Annotated in this window: 14 protein-coding genes and 1 pseudogene; 5 read left to right on the plus strand and 10 right to left on the minus strand. The window is 66.8% G+C overall.

Annotated features, from left to right (window positions below):
* Positions 1–120 precede the first annotated feature (120 nt).
* Together istA and CUREI_RS09745 are read left to right on the plus strand one after the other, a co-directional pair.
* On the plus strand, positions 121–1,764 hold the full coding sequence (istA, locus tag CUREI_RS09740) for an IS21 family transposase (protein WP_038613077.1): 1,644 nt from the start codon (positions 121–123) through the stop codon (positions 1,762–1,764).
* On the plus strand, positions 1,761–2,528 hold the full coding sequence (locus CUREI_RS09745; RefSeq protein ID WP_038613079.1) for an ATP-binding protein: 768 nt from the start codon (positions 1,761–1,763) through the stop codon (positions 2,526–2,528). Before istA ends, CUREI_RS09745 begins: the two co-directional genes overlap by 4 nt.
* 86 nt (positions 2,529–2,614) lie before the next feature.
* Here the strand turns inward: CUREI_RS09745 and CUREI_RS09750 are convergent, their stop codons facing one another.
* The 6 genes and pseudogenes from CUREI_RS09750 to CUREI_RS09770 form a co-directional block, all read right to left on the minus strand.
* Positions 2,615–3,418, minus strand: coding sequence for an endonuclease domain-containing protein (locus CUREI_RS09750; RefSeq protein WP_158407462.1), 804 nt, complete (start codon positions 3,416–3,418; stop codon positions 2,615–2,617).
* A gap of 138 nt (positions 3,419–3,556) precedes the next feature.
* Positions 3,557–4,672 carry an IS30 family transposase gene (locus tag CUREI_RS12045; RefSeq protein WP_236627276.1) on the minus strand — a complete coding sequence of 372 codons (1,116 nt, stop codon included), beginning with the start codon at positions 4,670–4,672 and terminating at the stop codon, positions 3,557–3,559.
* 111 nt (positions 4,673–4,783) lie between these two features.
* Positions 4,784–5,251: pseudogene (locus CUREI_RS12680) on the minus strand (transposase); the annotation flags it as partial.
* Between the two features lie 87 nt (positions 5,252–5,338).
* Positions 5,339–6,070, minus strand: a complete 732-nt coding sequence (locus CUREI_RS09760) for an ABC transporter permease (protein WP_038613083.1) — start codon at positions 6,068–6,070, stop codon at positions 5,339–5,341.
* Positions 6,063–7,001, minus strand: a complete 939-nt coding sequence (locus CUREI_RS09765; RefSeq protein WP_038613085.1) for an ABC transporter ATP-binding protein — start codon at positions 6,999–7,001, stop codon at positions 6,063–6,065. Before CUREI_RS09765 ends, CUREI_RS09760 begins: the two co-directional genes overlap by 8 nt.
* Positions 6,994–7,473, minus strand: coding sequence for an NUDIX hydrolase (locus CUREI_RS09770; RefSeq protein ID WP_038613086.1), 480 nt, complete (start codon positions 7,471–7,473; stop codon positions 6,994–6,996). The genes CUREI_RS09765 and CUREI_RS09770 overlap by 8 nt, the downstream gene beginning before the upstream one ends.
* A 37-nt stretch (positions 7,474–7,510) precedes the next feature.
* Here CUREI_RS09770 and CUREI_RS09775 point away from each other — a divergent pair, with 37 nt between their 5' ends.
* The 3 genes from CUREI_RS09775 to CUREI_RS09785 are packed head-to-tail and all read left to right on the plus strand — an operon-like array spanning position 7,511 to position 12,278.
* Positions 7,511–8,893 carry a hypothetical protein gene (locus CUREI_RS09775; RefSeq protein WP_038613088.1) on the plus strand — a complete coding sequence of 461 codons (1,383 nt, stop codon included), beginning with the start codon at positions 7,511–7,513 and terminating at the stop codon, positions 8,891–8,893.
* Positions 8,890–9,900, plus strand: a complete 1,011-nt coding sequence (locus CUREI_RS09780) for a glutamate ABC transporter substrate-binding protein (protein WP_038613090.1) — start codon at positions 8,890–8,892, stop codon at positions 9,898–9,900. Before CUREI_RS09775 ends, CUREI_RS09780 begins: the two co-directional genes overlap by 4 nt.
* Positions 9,897–12,278, plus strand: coding sequence for a serine/threonine protein kinase (locus tag CUREI_RS09785; protein ID WP_038613092.1), 2,382 nt, complete (start codon positions 9,897–9,899; stop codon positions 12,276–12,278). The genes CUREI_RS09780 and CUREI_RS09785 overlap by 4 nt, the downstream gene beginning before the upstream one ends.
* A 7-nt stretch (positions 12,279–12,285) precedes the next feature.
* Here the strand turns inward: CUREI_RS09785 and CUREI_RS09790 are convergent, their stop codons facing one another.
* The 4 genes from CUREI_RS09790 to CUREI_RS09805 all read right to left on the minus strand — a co-directional run bounded on the left by CUREI_RS09790 (position 12,286) and on the right by CUREI_RS09805 (position 17,338).
* Positions 12,286–13,491 carry an acetate kinase gene (locus CUREI_RS09790; protein ID WP_038613094.1) on the minus strand — a complete coding sequence of 402 codons (1,206 nt, stop codon included), beginning with the start codon at positions 13,489–13,491 and terminating at the stop codon, positions 12,286–12,288.
* Complete coding sequence (gene pta, locus CUREI_RS09795; protein ID WP_038613096.1) at positions 13,492–14,841, minus strand: phosphate acetyltransferase; 1,350 nt, start codon at positions 14,839–14,841, stop codon at positions 13,492–13,494.
* A 78-nt stretch (positions 14,842–14,919) separates the two neighbouring features.
* The gene (locus tag CUREI_RS09800) at positions 14,920–16,002 is read right to left on the minus strand and encodes an ATP-grasp domain-containing protein (protein WP_038613098.1); all 1,083 of its coding nucleotides are present in this window, start codon (positions 16,000–16,002) and stop codon (positions 14,920–14,922) included.
* A 46-nt stretch (positions 16,003–16,048) separates the two neighbouring features.
* Positions 16,049–17,338: an adenylosuccinate synthase gene (locus CUREI_RS09805; protein ID WP_038613100.1), complete on the minus strand. Its 1,290-nt coding sequence runs from the start codon at positions 17,336–17,338 to the stop codon at positions 16,049–16,051.
* Positions 17,339–17,370: the final 32 nt, after the last annotated feature.

The raw sequence follows: 17,370 nt of genomic DNA on the forward strand, positions 1-17,370 counted from the left end.
GTGTGGTGACTTTCGGGTAGCGGTTCAGTGGGTATCCGGTAGCGGGGTTTGCGGTGGCGGGTGATGCTTTCGGGTGGTTGCACCGCAGGGGTGTGGCCGGTTACCGGAAGGAGTCCGCTGATGACGGATTACCGGGCGGTGATGAAGCTGCTTGTGCAGCAGCGTTCGTACCGCCAGATTGAACAACAGCTCGGATGCTCGCACCGCGCGATTTCCCGGTCGAACCAGGTGCTTCGATCCCTCGGGATTCGCACCGTCGACCAGGTGTTGGCGCTGACGGATGATGAGCTCGATGAGTTATTCGTCGATGGGCGCAGCACAGGCCAGGGCGAATTCGTCCCCATCGATTTCGATGCGGTGGTCAAAGCCCGCACCGGGCGTAACAAGCAGACACTGCAAGTGCTGTGGGCTCGCTACACCTCCACACCTGCTTTACCCGGCCAGCTCCATTACAGCTACGACCGGTTTCGCCAGTTGGTGGCGTCCCATGTCGATGCGGCCGGTTTGACCGCACGCATCACCCATACACCGGGGCACACCATGCAGGTGGATTGGGCAGGCACCAAGATGCGTCTGTTCGACCCTTATGGCGCACCGGGGATCAAGGTCAGCGTGTTTGTTGCCTCAATGCCGTATTCCGGGATGATTTTTGCCCTCGCATGTCCGGATGAGCGCCAGCATTCCTGGCTTGATGCCCACCACCACGCGTTCGCCTACTTCGGGGGCGTGCCTGAGGTTGTGGTGCCGGATAATGCCTCGACTGCGTCGAACGCGATCAGCGCGGCGGATCGAAACCGCAAGGTCAATGACACCTACGAGCAGTTTTTGGAGCATTACAACACCGCAGCGCTGCCCACGAGGTCGAAACGGCCGAAAGACAAAGCCAATGTCGAAGCCGCAGTCAAGATCGTCACCCACAAGGTCATCCACGCACTCGATGGCCACCAGTGCGTCGACCTAGACGAACTCAACACGCGCATTAGGCAGATGGTTGACCAGATCAACCAGGCGGTGCCGTTTCGTCACCAGCAGACAAGCCGCAAAGACATTTTCGATGCGCATGAAAGACACCTTTTGACAGCACTTCCCGATACCCCGTGGCAGCGCACCGAGTGGAAACGCGCCAAGATCGCCCCGGATTTCCACATCACCGTAGCCAGCGTGCGGTACTCCGTGCCGCACCAGCTCGTTGGCCGCACTGTCGATGTGCGCATCACCGGGCAAGTGCTCACGGTCTTCGACGGTGGCCGTGCCGTTACAACCCACGCGCTTTCCCACACCCGCGGGGCGTATGTCACCGATACCGATCACATCCCGGCGAACATGGATCACACCCAGGGCCTGTGGACGAGCGATTACTTCCTGCGCGAAGCCCAAAAAATCGGCCCGGCGACACGCACCGTCATCGAGGAAATGATCGCGGCGAAAGCAATCCCGGCCCAGGCGTACCAATCGTGCAGAAACGTGCTGTCAATGGGCAAACACGCCAACAAGCCCGTGCTGGAAGAAGCATGTAAGCGTCTGCTCTCCTCCGACGGGACCCGCCGGGCGGTGTCCTACACCGCGGTCAAAAACATGATGGCCGCCGTACGCAAAGAAGCCGCAACTCGACCACACGGCTTCGACCAGCCGGCACCGGCCACACCTGGGCATCCGGCCCACGCACCCGCCGCTGCAACACGCGACACCAGCGGCGCCTACCTCGGTGGTGCAGCACAGTTCAGCCTGGACAACCTCATCAAGAAAGGAACCACAACGCCATGACCCCACCGACCCCGCCGCAAGAGCGTTTCCTCGACGAATCCGTCCTCGCGGACTTCACAGCAATGCGCATGACAGCCTTCGGCAAAAGCGTCATCGACATCGCCAACGACCCAACCTTCGATACGTGGACCTTCTCACAAAAGGTGCTCTACGCACTCGATAAAGAAGTCGCGGCCAGACGCGAACGCCGCATCAACAAACTGCTCAAGGCATCACGATCGCCAAACCCCGATGCCTGCCTTGAAGACGTCGTCTACGCGCCTGACCGCAACATCAACCCAGAACAAGTCAGCCGACTCGCTCACCGACAATGGTGCCACCTGGGCCAAAACATCGTCATCTTGGGCAAATCCTCAGTCGGCAAGACCTACCTCGCCCAAGCACTGATCACCGCAGCATGCCGCAACGACTACTCCGCCAGATTCTACCGCACCGACATGCTTGCCGCGCACTTCGCAGTGATGCCACTCGACGACCCAGCCCGGCTCAAACTCACCCGCGAGTTGATCAGCGTCGACGTGCTAGTCCTCGACGACTTCCTCACCACCCCAGTCGATGCCACCACCGCACACCTGCTCTTCAACATTCTCTCCGAACGAGAAGGCAACCGATCAACAATCGTGACCTCACAGTTCACCCCGCAAGACTGGTACAGATCCATCCCGGACGCCGTCATCGCCGAATCCATCCTCAACCGACTCATCGCCGGCGCCGAGATCATCACCCTCGAAGGACCAAACATGAGACTGGAAACTAACCAGTAACACACAAAACGCCTGAGCAGGGACCGCTACCGGATCCCCACTCAGGCGCTACCACAAACTCACCACACCGCTACCATTTCCATCTTCTAAACACTGACGCGCAGCACCTTGAAGCCCTGCTCCCGCAACCAGTCCTCCCGCTCGAGTTGTTTCAGCACCACGTCTTCGGGCTGCTTTGCGTACTTCACCCGGCCGTCGATTTCGATGATGACGTCCCCGACCAGCAGATCCACCCGGTACGGACCGATGCTCACCTGGGCGTGGCATGTGATGCCGTGCTCTTGCAAGATCAGCCGCAGCAGCGTCTCGTACGCGGACTCGGACCGGTTGGTGGCCTTCGCGAGCGCTGCCCGCGCCTTGCTAATGCCCTTCGTGCCCTTCATGCGCCGCATCAGCGCCGCGCATTCCTGCCGCACGAGGTCGGCTTCGGCGTCGGAGCACCCCGCCAAGAGGCTTTCAAACGCAATGATGCCGGACCGCTCCCCGGCGCTGCGAGCGATATCCACGGCGGTGCGGACAGCGTTGGTGAAGCGGATCCCGGCGCGCTCGACCACGTCTCCGGCCGGGACCGCCATCCGCCTGTACTCAATGCCCGGGCTCTGCGCCTTTGCCGACGGCGGCTTGCCGCTCGCCAGCGCGACCTGCACGCCCGGCCTGACGTCGGAGTGCACCCACACGTCGCACATGCGGGCGGCCGAGAAGCCGACCAGAATCGCCTTCCGGCTCTGCCTGGACGCGGCGCAACACCGAAGAAACTCCTGCTCGTAGCCGGGCAACGCGTCCCACTGCGCCTTCTCGACGTACACCGACGCGGTCAGCTGCCGCATCTCGCCACCCCGCAACCGCGAGTGGGTCGCCTCGTCGTGCGCGGCGACCCGACGAACGTCCACCAACAGCTCCAGCAGCGCGTTCTTGCGCGAACCATCCATGTCTGAACCCCCCGTTCAGTAGCCCAGCCCGAACAGTACCCGTTACGGCCCCCTCCCGCACAGAAGGTGAGAGACCGATGGTGAAAATGCCCGGCGGGATCAAGTGGTTAATGCGCCACGTTTGAATAGTTGCTCGAGTATCTCACGTGGTGTCGCCCCGCCGAGGACTTGTCGGGGTGTGTCGTTGAGTTCGTTTTGTACCCAAGCGACATGCTCAGGTGTGACGGTGGCGAAGTCGGTGCCTTTTTTGTAGAAGCGGCGCCGGATCTCACCGTTGGTGTTTTCGTTCGTCGGCCGCTGCCACGGCGAGTGCGGATCGCAAAAGTACACCTCGCAGCCGTCCTTGATGCGCACACGTGCGGTTTCAGCCATCTCTACGCCTTGGTCCCAGGTGATGGTTTTCAACTGCTCAGCGTTGAGGTCTTTGATCATGTGCTGGATCGTTTCGATCACCGTCATCGATGTGTGCTCGGTGGGCAGATGGCCAAGCAGGGTGTATCGGCTGGTGCGCTCGACCAGGGTAATCAGCGCGCTTTTGCCGCCCTTGCCGATGACAAGATCGCCTTCCCAGTGCCCAGGCACCGCCCGGTCGTCGGCCTCCGGGCTGCGCTTGGTGATCTCAGCGCCTTTGACCCACGGCTTACCGGTTAACACACCGGCGTTGCGGGGGCGGGGGCGGGCTTTGCGCCGCTTCCCGCCGCGGATGAGCACGTCTTGGGTCTTCATCACCGCTTCAAGCTCGGCGCGCAGGCTGCCTTTGCCCTGGATGTACAAGGCACTGTAGATCGCTTCGTGAGAAATGCGCATGGTTTCATCATCGGCGAAAGCGTGCTTAAGCCACACACTGATGCGCCCGGGCGACCACCGGCGGGCAAGACAGGCCACCACCACAGCGCGAAGCTGCGGGTTGTCGTCGAGCTTGCGTACCTTCGGCCGACACGCACGCGCCTTGGCACCCACGCCGGCACGCCGGGCGTTGTAGTACACCGTGACCTCGCCGTCATCGCCGGCAACTTTCCACCCGTTGCGGGCAATTTCCCGGCTGATCACGCTATGGTGGCGCCCCAGAAGCGTTGCGATCTGTCTCGCTGAACGGCCCTGGCTGCACCCGTGCTGGATCGTCAGGCGGTCTTCAAACGACAGCCGGACCCCGCGGCCTACGTTCACACAGTCCTCGGCATAGTCGGCAGGCACACTGCCTGCTCGCGTTTTCATTGGTGCTGGCACGCCATCAACTGTGCTGTGTGCAGAGGCCTTTGACGCGCACGCCTCCGGCGTGTCCGCGCGCTGAGGCCCATCACGGTGTTTCACCGCTTTCACCTGGCGTGCTTGCCGCACCCAGCGAAATACCGTGTTAGCCGACCGATCGAATGCCGCAGCAACTGAATCAACCTGCTCACCAGCCATTACTCGCTCGACCGCATCAGCTTTCTGCTGCGGGGTGATGCGGGGCTTTCGCTGCAATTCGGTAACCACACCGGCTTTCGCCAACCGCGGGTACAACGCACCCGGTGACATCCCCAACGCCGCAGCGGCATCCGGCACCGACATCCCCGAGGTCACTAACGCCACCGCGTCATCGAGGCGCTGGTCGCGCTCACGCGCTAACGCCTTCGTCGGCGCGACAGCACCGGCTTGTTTGACCCATCTGTACACGGTCTGGAATTTCACACCGGCATCGCGGGCGATCTCGCTGACGTCGTCGCCTGCAACCACCCGCGCCACCGCAGCGGCCTTGGTATCTTTCGGAGTCCAACGATGAGCCATAACAACCTCCCGGTCGTGGTGGCGCATTCACCCACTGACAACTCCCCCCCTATGGGCGGATTCTCACCATCGGCCTCTCACCATTTGCGGCTGGGCGGGACTGCGCCAGGCCACCTACGCGTCGCGGGCCTCCAGCGTGGCCACGCCGGCGACCCACAGCGCCACCGCCCACGCCACGAAGATGCCCAGCGACGTGCCGAGGGACCAGTACGCGGTGGGTTGGTTGGTCATGAACGCGATGAGGTTGCCAAACGGGAGATACTTCGCCACGTCGGGGCCGAGGCGCGGGATGAGCACGACGACGGTCTCTACAAGCAGCATCATGCCCATGCCCGTCACCACGGCGCCGGAGGTGTTGCGCACGAGCCACCCCACGCCCTGCTGGAACATGGCTATCAGCGCCATCCCCAGCGGCACGGCCCACAACGAGCGCCGCGCGGCGGGGTTGCTGGGCCAGTCGGCGGGCACGGTGGCGGTGAGGTCGCCGAGCACGTAGGCGAGGACCAACCCCAGGCATGTGAGCACGGCCGCCAGGAGCGCGCCGAGTACCAGTTTGACCAGGGCCACCTGCCACCGTTTGGGCGCCACCCGGAAGTTCGTGGCGGGGATGCCAAAGCGGTACTCGGTGGTGACCAGCATGGATTGCTGCACAATCACGATGATGCCCGTGGTCATGGCAACGGTAGCCACCACCTGGAGGGGGATGTACGGCAGGCCGCCGGAGCGGGAAAGGGTGCCAAAAAGTGCGCCGTACAGGGCGCTGAAGAGCAGGATCAGGCCGGCGGTCCACCAGAAGGAGGCGGTGGAGCGCAGCTTGGTCCACTCGGCGGGAAACAGGTTAAGCATTGGTACCTCCCGATGAGACGTACTGGGCGTGGCCCTCGGTGGATCGCATGTAGGCCTCTTCGAGGGAGGCGCGGCGCTCGGAAAGCTCGGACAGGGCCACGCCGGCGGCGAACGCCAGGCGGCCGACCTCGTCGGAGGTGCGGTCGGGAACTTCGATCACCCAGCGGCCGTCAGCGTCCTCGGCGCGCGCAAACGCCACCGCCTCGCGCTCCAACGCGCCGGCCAGCGCGGCCGCCGCGTCCTCGGTTGGCGTGCGCACAACGGTGGTGACCCCAGAGTTGGTGCGGATGAACTCCGCCACGGAGGTGTTTGCCACCAGGCGCCCGCGCCCGATGATGATCAGCTCTTCGGCGGTCTGGGCCATCTCGGCGAGCAGGTGGGAGGACACCAGCACGGTGCGCCCCTCCGCGGCGAGGGACTGCAGCAGGCCGCGCACCCAGCGGATGCCGGCGGGGTCGAGGCCGTTGACCGGCTCGTCCAGGATCAGGTACTCCGGGTCACCCAGTAGCGCTGCCGCGATGCCGAGGCGCTGCCCCATGCCGAGGGAGAAGCCGCCGACGCGCTTGCCGGCGACGTCGCTCAGGCCCACCAGCGCGAGCACCTCGTCCACGCGCGAGCGCTCGATGCCCGCCGCCTGCGCCTGCCAGAGCAGGGTGGCGCGGGCGGCGCGGTTGGGGTGGACCCCTTTGGCGTCGAGAAGCGCGCCCACTTTGCGCGCGGGGTTCTCGAGGGAGCGGTAGGGCACGCCGTCGATGAGCGCGGTGCCGGCGGTGGGTTTGTCTAGCCCCAGGATCATGCGCATGGTGGTGGATTTACCTGCGCCGTTGGGGCCGAGGAAGCCGGTGACCACGCCGGGTTTGACCGTGAAGGTGAGGTCTTCAACCGCTTGGACGGCGCCGTACCGCTTGGTCAGGCCTTGCACTTCAATCATGCGGATCAGTATGCCCCATCGCTATTTCGAGCACATTGCCTAGCGACGCAGCGAAGCCCGGGTGGAGAGCAAACCCCGAAACGTCGCGCAGTGGCACCCACCGAAGCTCCTCCGACTCCTCGTTGGCGGTGACGCCAAGCGGGGCATCGCACCGCGCGATGACGGTGGTGTAGCTCCACCCGGGTACGTCGGTGGTGACCAGTTCCTGCACCACCCGGATGCGCTCCGGGTCGATGCCGCACTCCTCCACGGACTCGCGGATGGCGGCCTCGGCCGGGGTCTCGTGGCTGTCGCGAGCGCCACCGGGCACGCCCCACGTGCCGCCTTGGGCGGTCCAGACGGCGCGGTGCTGGAGCAGCACTTTCGCGTTATCACCCTCGCCGGCGACGAGGAAGAGGCCGGCCGCGCCGTAGCGCCCCCAGAGTCGTGTGCCGTCGGGTGCGTGGACCCAGCCGTTTCCGTCGCCAAGCATGACACCCACTGTAGGTGGCAACGGTTATCATTGCGGAATGGTGACGCAGCCGGTGAGCGACGACGCGTGGCTCGACGAGCTTGAAACGCGACCCGCGCACCCGCGCCTGCACGGCGTGATCCACGGCCCGCTGGCCGGTCCGCTGCGGCTGGGGCGCCGCAGCAAGGCCTTCGCGCAGACCACGCCGGGCAAGATCATTGTGGTGATGGTGCTGCTCACCGCGAGTTTGCTGGCGGCGGGGCTGTCCATGAGCCAGTCCATGGCCGGGCGCAACCAGGCCCTGGACACGGTGCGGGAGGCCACCGAGCCGATGAGCGCCGCCGCCCATCTGCTGTCCACCTCCCTGCTGCGCGCGGACACGATCGTCGCCGGCGGCTTTGTGCAGCCCGGCCCGCTGTCGGAGGAGGACACGCGGGCGTACGCGGCGGCGATCGATACCGCGGTTACCGCAGCCGGCGAGATTTACAAGGGCGCGGTGGAGGCGGACTCCCCCTCCAGCGCCCGGATCGAAGCGCTGGTGGGCGACATTCAGCGCGACCTGCCCGTCTACGCCGCCCTGAACGAGCGGGCGCGCGTGAACCAGCGGATGGGCAACCCGGTGGGCGTGGCGTACATGTCCGAGGCCTCCGGCATCATGCGCTCGCGCATGCTGGTGGCCGCCTCCGAGGTCAACGCGCTCACCCGCGCGGACGTGGCGGCGGAGATGCGCAGGTTGTCCCAGCCCCAGTGGATCCCGCTGTCCGGCCTGCTGGCGGCCCTGGCGTTCCTGCTGCTCGCGCAGTGGTGGCTGTGGCGCGTGTTCCGGCGCCGCCTCAACCGGGGCTTCCTCGCCGCCACGCTCGCGGTCGTGGTGTCGCTGTGCTGGGTGGGCGTGTCCAACTTTCAGTCGTGGCGCAACGGCTCGGTGGGCTACGAGCGTGCCGCCCAGCCGTGGGAGGAGCTCACCGCCGCGCGCATCGACGCGTTGGAGACCCGCACGGACGAAACGTTCGCGCTGCTGCGCCGGCAGTCCGTCGTGCATTCGTCGCGGGCGTTTGACGGAACGTATGCGTCGGTAAGCGGCGCCCTTGGCACGGTCGAGTCGTACGACGGCAGTAAGCAGCGTATCGACGACGCCCGCGCCGCCCTCAACACCTGGGCCTACGAGCACAACGAGCTGGTCGCCGCCCTCAACACCGGCAGCTACGACCAGGCGGCGGCGCTGCTGGCGTCCGGGGGCGCGGCAGGCGAGACGGCGTCCCGGGAGCTCGACGCCACGCTGTCGGAGCTCATCGCGTCCTCGCGCGGGAGCACCCGGGCCTACATCGATGCTTCCCTGGACGCCACGCGCCGGGTGTCCGCGGCAGTAGCGCTGCTGTCGGTTCTCGCGGTGATGTGCATCTGGCTCGGCATCCGCAGAAGGCTTGGTGAGTACTTATGAAACGGACGCTGATCGCTTGCGTGGCGGTGGCGGCGCTGCTTGCCAGCTGCGCGGACGCACCGGCGCCGGTGGATACACCCGCCGACCCGGAGCCTGCGGCCTCCCCCACCCGCGAGGTGTTGCCGCTGCCGCCCGACGCGACGCTGCAGGAGGCCGAGGACACCGGGGCCGTGCCAGCCGAGCCGTACGTGCCGCAGCGGCTGCAGTGGGAGGGCTCCCTAAACCCGCGCGGGGCCGAGGAGGACACCCCGAACGTGGACCGCATCCGCGACCGCGGGCGTTTGGTGGTGGGCATCGACCAGTCCCTCTACCTGCTGGCGTACCGCGATACTGCCAGCGGCACCCTGCAGGGGCTGGAGGTGGACCTCGCCCGCGCTATCGCCGACGACATCTTCGGCGACGGCGCCCGCGCGGACCGTGTAGACCTGCGATTCGTGGATTCCGCCGCTCGCACGGACGCGCTGAACACCGGGGATGTGGACGTGGTCATCCGCACGATGTCCATCACCCCGGAGCGCGCAGACGAGGTCGAGTTTTCCACCCCCTACCTCACCTCGCGCGTGCGCGTGCTGGTGCCACGCGACCGCGGCGTGGCAGACATCAACCAGCTCGAGGACAAGACGGTGTGCATCGTGGACGGCACGAACCTCGACCAGATCGCCCGCGCGTTCGCCCCGCACTCGGCGCTGCTGCGCACCCGCTCGTGGTCGGACTGCCTCATGGCAACCCAGCAGTTCCAGGCGGACGCGGTCATGGCGGACGACGCGATCCTGGCCGGCCTGGCCGCCCAGGACCCCTACGCGAGCATCCTGCCCGGCACGCTGGCCACGCAGTACTACGGCGTGGCCGTGGGCAAAGGCCAGGGGGACCTCGTGCGGCAGGTGAACGCAACGCTGGAGCGCATGCGTAACGACGGCACGTGGTCCGAGCTCTACGGCACCTGGCTCGGCGGCTCTATCGCAGCATCCTCCCCGCCGCCGCTGATGTACCGGAAAGAGGAGCAATGAGCGACACACCCGAAGAAACCCAGCCCACCGAGGCCGTGGCGTTCGACCCGTTCGCCGACGACGAGGAGCCGGCCACCGAGGCCGTCGCGTTCGACCCCTTTGCGGACGAGGACGAGGACGAGGCCGAGACCGACTACTCAGCCATGGGCGAGATGGCCGGACTGCTCCAGGACTTGGACAAGCTGCGCAAGGGCGGGAAGCACGATGACACGTCGCAGCGCTCGCGCAGGCAGGCGCTGGACACCTTCCGCGAACGGCGCGGCGCCCGGCGCGTCACCCGCGTGGTGGCCGACGGCATGGTGGAGCTGCCCTGGGTGGAGCCGACGCAGCCGAAGGAGGCGCTGATCGACCCGGAGCCGGCCGTGGTGCGCAAGGGGCTGACGCCGCCGGTGCTGCAGCCGGGCGACGTGGTGGCCGGCCAGTACGAGATCATGGGTGTCATCGCCCACGGTGGCATGGGCTGGATCTACCTGGCGCAGGACCACTACGTGGCCGGTCGCGTGGTGGTGCTCAAAGGTCTGCACTCCACGGAGAACCCGGACGAGGCGGCCGCGGCCGCGGCGGAGCGGGAATTCTTGGCGGACATCACCCACCCCGGCATCGTGCAGATTTTCAACTTCATCGACGATCCGCGCGTGCCCGGCGGGTTCACGGTCATGGAGTACGTGGGTGGGCCGAGCTTGCGGGCGTGGCGGAACGCGTCGAAAAGCGGAGTGCTCGAGCCGGACATCGCCATCGCCTACCTCCTCGAGGTGCTGCCAGCGCTGGACTACTTGCACTCGCGCGGGGTGGTGTACAACGACCTGAAGCCCGACAACATCATCGTCACCGAGGATCGGGTCACGCTGATTGACATGGGGGCGGTCTCTGGCATCGGCGCCTTCGGCTTCATCTACGGCACGAAGGGGTTCCAGGCGCCGGAGGTGGCGTCGCAGGGCCCCTCGATCGCGTCGGACGTGTACACGGTGGGGCGCACGCTCGCGTCGCTGGTGGTGGACCTGCCGCAGACCGACGGCGTGTACGACGCGGGCATTCCCACCCCCGCGGAGGAGCCGCTGTTTCGCCAGTACACCTCCCTGTACCGCCTGATCGCGCGCTGCTGCGACGAGGACCCGGCGCGGCGCTTCACCACCCTGCCCGAGCTGGAGGCGCAGCTGCTCGGCGTGTTGCGCGAGGTGGTGGCGGTGCGCGACGGGCGCACGTTCCCCGCGCAGCACTCGCTGTTCTCGCCGCAGCGTACGACGTTCGGCACCAAGCACCTGGTGTTTCGCACCGACCAGCTCATCGACGGCATCGCGCGCAGCGTGGACATCACCCCGCAAGAAGTGGTGGCCGCGCTGCCCTCGCCGCTGATCGACCGCTCCGACGTCGGCGCCGCCATGCTGCAGGGCTCCTCCTACGCCGAGCCGCGCGAAACGCTGGAGATGCTGCGCCAAGCCATGTCCACCCCACAGTACGAGCGCTCGGTGGAGATCCCGTTCGGCGTCGTGCGCACCATGCTAGACCTGGGCTTAACCGGGCAGGCGCGCGCCTGGCTGCGCTCCTTGTCCGAGCGCTTCGGCTCCAACTGGCGCTACTGCTGGTACGCCGGCGTGGTGGAGACGCTGCTGGGTAACTTCGACGCCGCCAAGAACTCGTTCGCGCAGGTGCTGTATCAGCTGCCGGGCGAGGCCGCGCCGAAGCTGGCGCTTGCGGCTATCAGCGAGCTCATCCTGCAGGACGAGGGGCTGCAGGACAGCGAACTGCTTGACGACGAGCTCGCGCCCGCAGCCGCCGGCCTCGCCCAGCACCTCTGCGACGTGCCGGACTCGGCGTTCGAGCAGATGGCCGCGTCCGGGGTCACCGACGCCACGTGGTCCATGCACACGCTGTCGCCGGAGGGCTTGCGCTTCCACGCCATCCGCCTGTACGCCTTGGTGTGGTTGACCAACCCCACCACGGTGTCGTCCGCGTTCGGGCTGGCGCGCATGCTCATGTGCGAAAGGGAGGTGGACTTGGCCATCAAGGCCCTGGACAAGGTGCCGGGCGCATCGCGCCACTCCCGCATGGCGCAGCTGACGGCGATCCTCTGCCTAGTGGCGGGCCAACCCACGGAGGCGCAGATCCGCCTGGCTGCCCGGCGCCTGGAGCAGATCCCCTCCACCGAGCCGCGCTTTTTGCAGATCAAGGTGTCCGTGATCGAGGCGGGGCTCACCCACCTGCGCGAATACGGCAGCGCTGGCCCCGCTCCCCTGTTTGAGTACCCCTTCACCATGCGGGAGCTGCGTCGCGGGCTGGCGCACACGCTGCGGGCCCAGGCGCGCATCGCCCCCTACCCCAGACACCGGTACGCCCTGGTGGACATGGCCAACAAGGTGCGGCCAGCCACCTGGTTCTAAGGGGCGCTTACCGCACGCGCGCGGCCACGGCGGCGGCCTTCTGCGCGATTGCCAGCTCCTCGTTGGTGGGCACGACCAGCACCTTTACCTTGGACTCGTCGGTGGAGATGATGCGCGGGCCGTCGTTGGGCAGCGCGTTCTTTACCGGGTCGACCTCGATGCCGTACATCTGCAGGCTGTCCAGGGCGTCCATGCGCACGGCTTGGTCGTTCTCGCCCACGCCCGCGGTGAACGTGATGGCGTCCACGCGCCCCAGTGCGATCATGTACGAGCCGATGTAGCGGCGCAGCTGGTTCAGGTACACCATGTAGGCCAGCCAGGCGTTGTCGTCCTCGTTTTCAATCATGGCGCGCAGCTCACGGAAGTCGTTCACGCCGGACAGGCCCTTCACGCCGGACTGGCGGTTGAGCAGGTTGTCAATCTCGTCGATGGACATGCCGCCCTCGCGCACCAGATGGAAGATGATGCCCGGGTCGATGTCGCCGGAGCGCGTGCCCATGACCAGGCCGGCCAGCGGCGTCAGGCCCATGGAGGTGTCGATCGGGTGGCCGTTGGCAACCGCGGAGGCGGACGCGCCGTTGCCCAGGTGGAGCACGATCTGGCGGGTGTGCTGCGGGTCACGGCCAATCAACGCCGGGACCTGGGAGGAGACGAACTCGTGCGAGGTGCCGTGGAAGCCGTAGCGGCGGATCAGGTTCTGCCCCGCCACCTCGGCGTTGATGGCGTAGAGCGCTGCCGCCGGGGGCAGGTCGTGGAAGAAGCCGGTGTCGAAGACGGCCACGTGCGGGATGTCCGGCAACAGGGCGCGGGCGACCTCGATGCCGTCGATGTTCGCCGGGTTGTGCAGCGGCGCCAGCGGGATCAGGTCGCGGATTTTCTCCACCACCGGGTCCGAGATCAGCTCCGGCTGGGAGAACACCATGCCGCCGTGGACCACGCGGTGGCCCGCCGCGACGATGTCTAGCTGGGTGGGGCCGATACCCTTGGCGTCGAGAAGCTTAAAGGTTTCCTGCAGGCCATGCGCATGCGTGGGCACCCGCTTCTGCACGACGTACTTCTGGCCGCCGTGCTTGATGGTGACACGGCCCTTCGGCTCGCCGATCTGCTCCACCAGCCCGGAGACGAACGGGGTGTCCGACGCGTCCGCGGCTGGGTCAACGATCTGGAACTTGATGGAGGAAGACCCGGAGTTGATGACAAGGACGTAGGACATCTACTTCGCCCCTGCCTGGATCGCCGTGATGGCAACGGTGTTCACAATGTCCGGCACGGTCGCGCCACGGGACAGATCGTTGACCGGCTTGTTCAGGCCCTGCAGGACCGGGCCGACCGCGAGGGCGCCGCCGGTGCGCTGGGCGATCTTGTAGCCCGCGTTGCCTGCCTCCAGGTCCGGGAAGATAAACACGTTGGCCCGCCCCGCCACCGCGGAATCCGGGGCCTTCTTCTTGCCCACCCCCGGGTCGCACGCCGCGTCGAACTGCAGCGGGCCGTCCACCACCAGCTCAGGGTCCGCCTGCCGGGCCGCCTCGACCGCGGCCACCGCGCGGTCCACGTCCGGGCCGGAGCCGGAGGTGCCGGTGGAGTAGGACAGGACGGCCACCTTGGGGTCGATGCCGAACTGCTGGGCGGTGCGCGCGGACACCGCGGCGATCTCGCCGAGCTGCTCCGCGGTCGGGTTCGGGTTCACCGCGCAGTCGCCGAACGCCCACAGGCGGTCCTGCATGACCATGAGGAAGATCGAGGACACCACGGAGGTGCCGGGGGCAGTCTTGATGATCTGGAAGGACGGCTTAATCGTGTGCGCCGTGGTGTGCGCGGCGCCGGAAACCATGCCGTCTGCCAGGCCTTTGTGCACCATCATGGTGCCGAAGTAGGACACGTCCTTCATGGTCTCGCGCGCCTCTTCGAGCGTCACGCCCTTCTTCTTGCGCAGCTCCGCAAAGTCCGCGGCGAACTCGTCGGCCAGCTCCGACTCGAGGTGGTTGATCAAGTGCGCGCCGGACAGGTCCAAGCCCAAATCGTGGGCGCGACGGTTCATGTCGTCGACGTCGCCGAGGATGGTCAGCTCCGCCACGCCCTGCTTGAGCAGTTGGTCCGCGGCCTGCAGGATGCGGTCGTCCTCACCCTCCGGCAGCACCACGTGCTTGCGGTTGGCCTTCGCTTGCTCGATCAGCTGGCGCTCAAACACCACGGGGCTCATCACCCGCCGGGCACCAACGTCAGCGACCTGCAGGTCCCCGAGATCGCCCGTGCTTACCGACGCCACGGTCGCCCCGACCTCCTCGATGCGCGCCTGCGCGAGGCCAGTCGCCGCCTCGTCGCCCGCAGCGAGCACCACCGGGACCCCGATGGCGGCGGCGAGCTGGGCGTCGAAGTTGTAGTCCCCGGTGCCCACGTACAGCGAGGGCGCATCGGTGACCTGCTCCGAGTTGAAGACATCGGCCACGCTGCCACCCGTCAGCCGCACGACCGCCAATTCGAGCCGGCTGGCAAGTTGCTGCAGATCAAGGCCGTCGAACGTGCGGTTAGCGAGGGTTACCAGCAAAGATTGGCGGGGAGACATGGCTTCACCTTTCGTCGTGGTCGAACACCCACGAGTTTACCGGCGTAGCCGACACAACGACCGGCAGAAAGGTGTGATCTATTTCTCGTCGACGCGAGTGATCGCCTGGGCGACCTCGTCCGCGCGCTGGCGGGCCTCGTCGGCGGAATCGGCCGTTGCGAGCACCAGCGTGCCGTCGCCAAGCATTCGCACCGTCGTCTCCTCCACCGCCAACGCCGCCGCGAGCGCGCGCTGCGACGGCCAGCGCCCAGCCAGCAGCCGCGCGGCGCCCGGGCTGACCAGCGTCGAATCAATCGGCAGCTGCTGGGTCGCGCGCGCCTGGAGGTCGAATTGGTTGATGCGCTGGGTGGCCAGGGTGACCAAACCGTCGCGGCTGGGGCGCGGGGTGACCTGGGAGAAGTAGACGTCGTCGCCCGAGACGAACATCTCCACCGAGAAGATGCCGCAGCAGGCGAGCGCGCCCGTGATGCGCGCGGCGATGGAGCGCGCGTTGTCCATCGCGCCCTCCGGCAGCGGGGCGGGCTGCCACGCCTCGACGAGCTTGCCGTCGCGGTGGCGGGTGCCAATCGGCTCGCAGAACCACGTGGCCAGCTGGCCCGTCTGCGGGTCGATGGAGCGCGCCGCGAGAATGGTCACCTCAAAGTCGAAGTCGATGTAGCGCTCCACCACCGCACCCTGGCTTTCTCCCCGGTCAGCGGCGCGCCACGCGTCCGCGAGATCCGCGTCGCTGCGCACCAGGCTGAACCCCTCGCCGTCGTTGAACGTGGGCGACTTGACCACGCACGGGTAACCGATGCGCTCGACGGCGTCCTGCATCTCCTGCGGGGTGCTGGCAAACTCGTCGTCCAGCGTGGGCAGCCCCAGCTCCTCGTTGGCGTGGGTGCGCACCGCCATGCGGTCCGCGGTCCGGCGGCACGCGTCTACCGACGGCGCTACCGACGCCCCGACGCGCTCGGCGGCCGCCTCGACGTCCCCGATGGCATCCGAGGCCTCGCCCGTGGTGACGATGATGTCCGGGCGGAACTCGTCGGCGTCGCTGGCCGCGCCGGTGCGGGTGACAAACCCGAGGCGCCGGTATGCCTGCTCCAGCTCAAACGCGATGGGCGAGGTGCCCAGAATGAGCGCGCGGCTGGGGGACTCTGCGGGATTCGCGTCAGTCATGGTGGTTCATTATCCCACAGAGGCCCGGCAGGGCGGAATGGACGACCTACCGCTCCATCACGTCGTGGCGCACGATGGTCTGGTCCCGGCCTGGCCCCACGCCGATGTAGGAGATCGGCGCGCCGGAGAGCTCCTCAAGGCGCAGGACGTAATCCTGGGCCTTCTGCGGCAGCTCGTCGAAGGTGCGGCAACCGGTGATGTCCTCGTCCCACGCCGGCATGGTCTCGTAGATCGGCTCGGCGTGGTGGAAGTCGGTCTGCGTCAGCGGCATGTCGTCGAAGCGTTGGCCGTCAACGTCGTAGGCCACGCAGATGGGAATCTCCCCGATACCGGTGAGCACGTCCAGCTTGGTCAGGAATAGGTCGGTGAAGCCGTTCACGCGCGATGCGTAGCGGGCGATGACGCTGTCGTACCAGCCGGTGCGGCGCTTGCGCCCGGTGTTGACACCCACCTCGCCGCCGGTGACCTGGAGGAACTCGCCCCACTTGTCAAACAGTTCGGTCGGGAACGGGCCGGCGCCAACGCGGGTGGTGTACGCCTTGATAATGCCCAGGGACGCCGTGATGCGCGTCGGGCCGATGCCCGCACCCACGCACGCGCCGCCGGCGGTGGGGTTGGAGGAGGTGACAAACGGGTACGTGCCGTGGTCCACGTCCAGCATCGTGGCCTGGCCGCCCTCCATGAGCACGTGCTCGCCGCGGTCCAAGGCGTCGTTGAGCACGCGCTCCGCGTCGATCACCATGGGCTGGAGGCGCTCGGCGTAGCGACCGAAGTAGTCCATCGTTTCCTCCACGGAGATGGCGCGGCGGTTGTACATCTTCACCAGCATCTGGTTCTTCACGTCCAGGGCCGACTCGATTTTCTGACGCAGGATGGATTCGTCGAAGACGTCCTGCACCCGCAGGCCCACGCGCGCGACCTTGTCCGCGTAGGTGGGCCCGATGCCGCGGCCGGTGGTGCCGATGGCGCGCTTGCCCAAGAAGCGCTCCTGCACCCGGTCCAGTTGCTGGTGGTACGGGGCCACCAGGTGGGCGTTGGCGGACACCTTCAGGCGCGCGGCGTTGGCACCGCGGGCCTCAAGCCCGTCGATCTCGTCGAACAGCGCTTCCAGGTTCACCACGACGCCGTTGCCCAGGATCGGCGTGGCGTTTTCGCTGAGCACGCCGGCAGGCAGGAGCTTCAGCTCGTACTTCTCCCCGCCCACTACAACAGTGTGGCCCGCGTTGTTGCCGCCGTTCGGCTTGACCACGTAATCCACCCTGCCGCCGAGGATGTCGGTTGCCTTGCCTTTGCCCTCGTCGCCCCACTGGGCGCCCACGATGATGATGGCGGACATCGCACACTCCTTATATATGGCGCAATAACGGC

The sequence above is a fragment of the Corynebacterium ureicelerivorans genome, from assembly GCF_000747315.1.
GTDB classification, from domain to species: Bacteria; Actinomycetota; Actinomycetes; order Mycobacteriales; family Mycobacteriaceae; genus Corynebacterium; species Corynebacterium mucifaciens.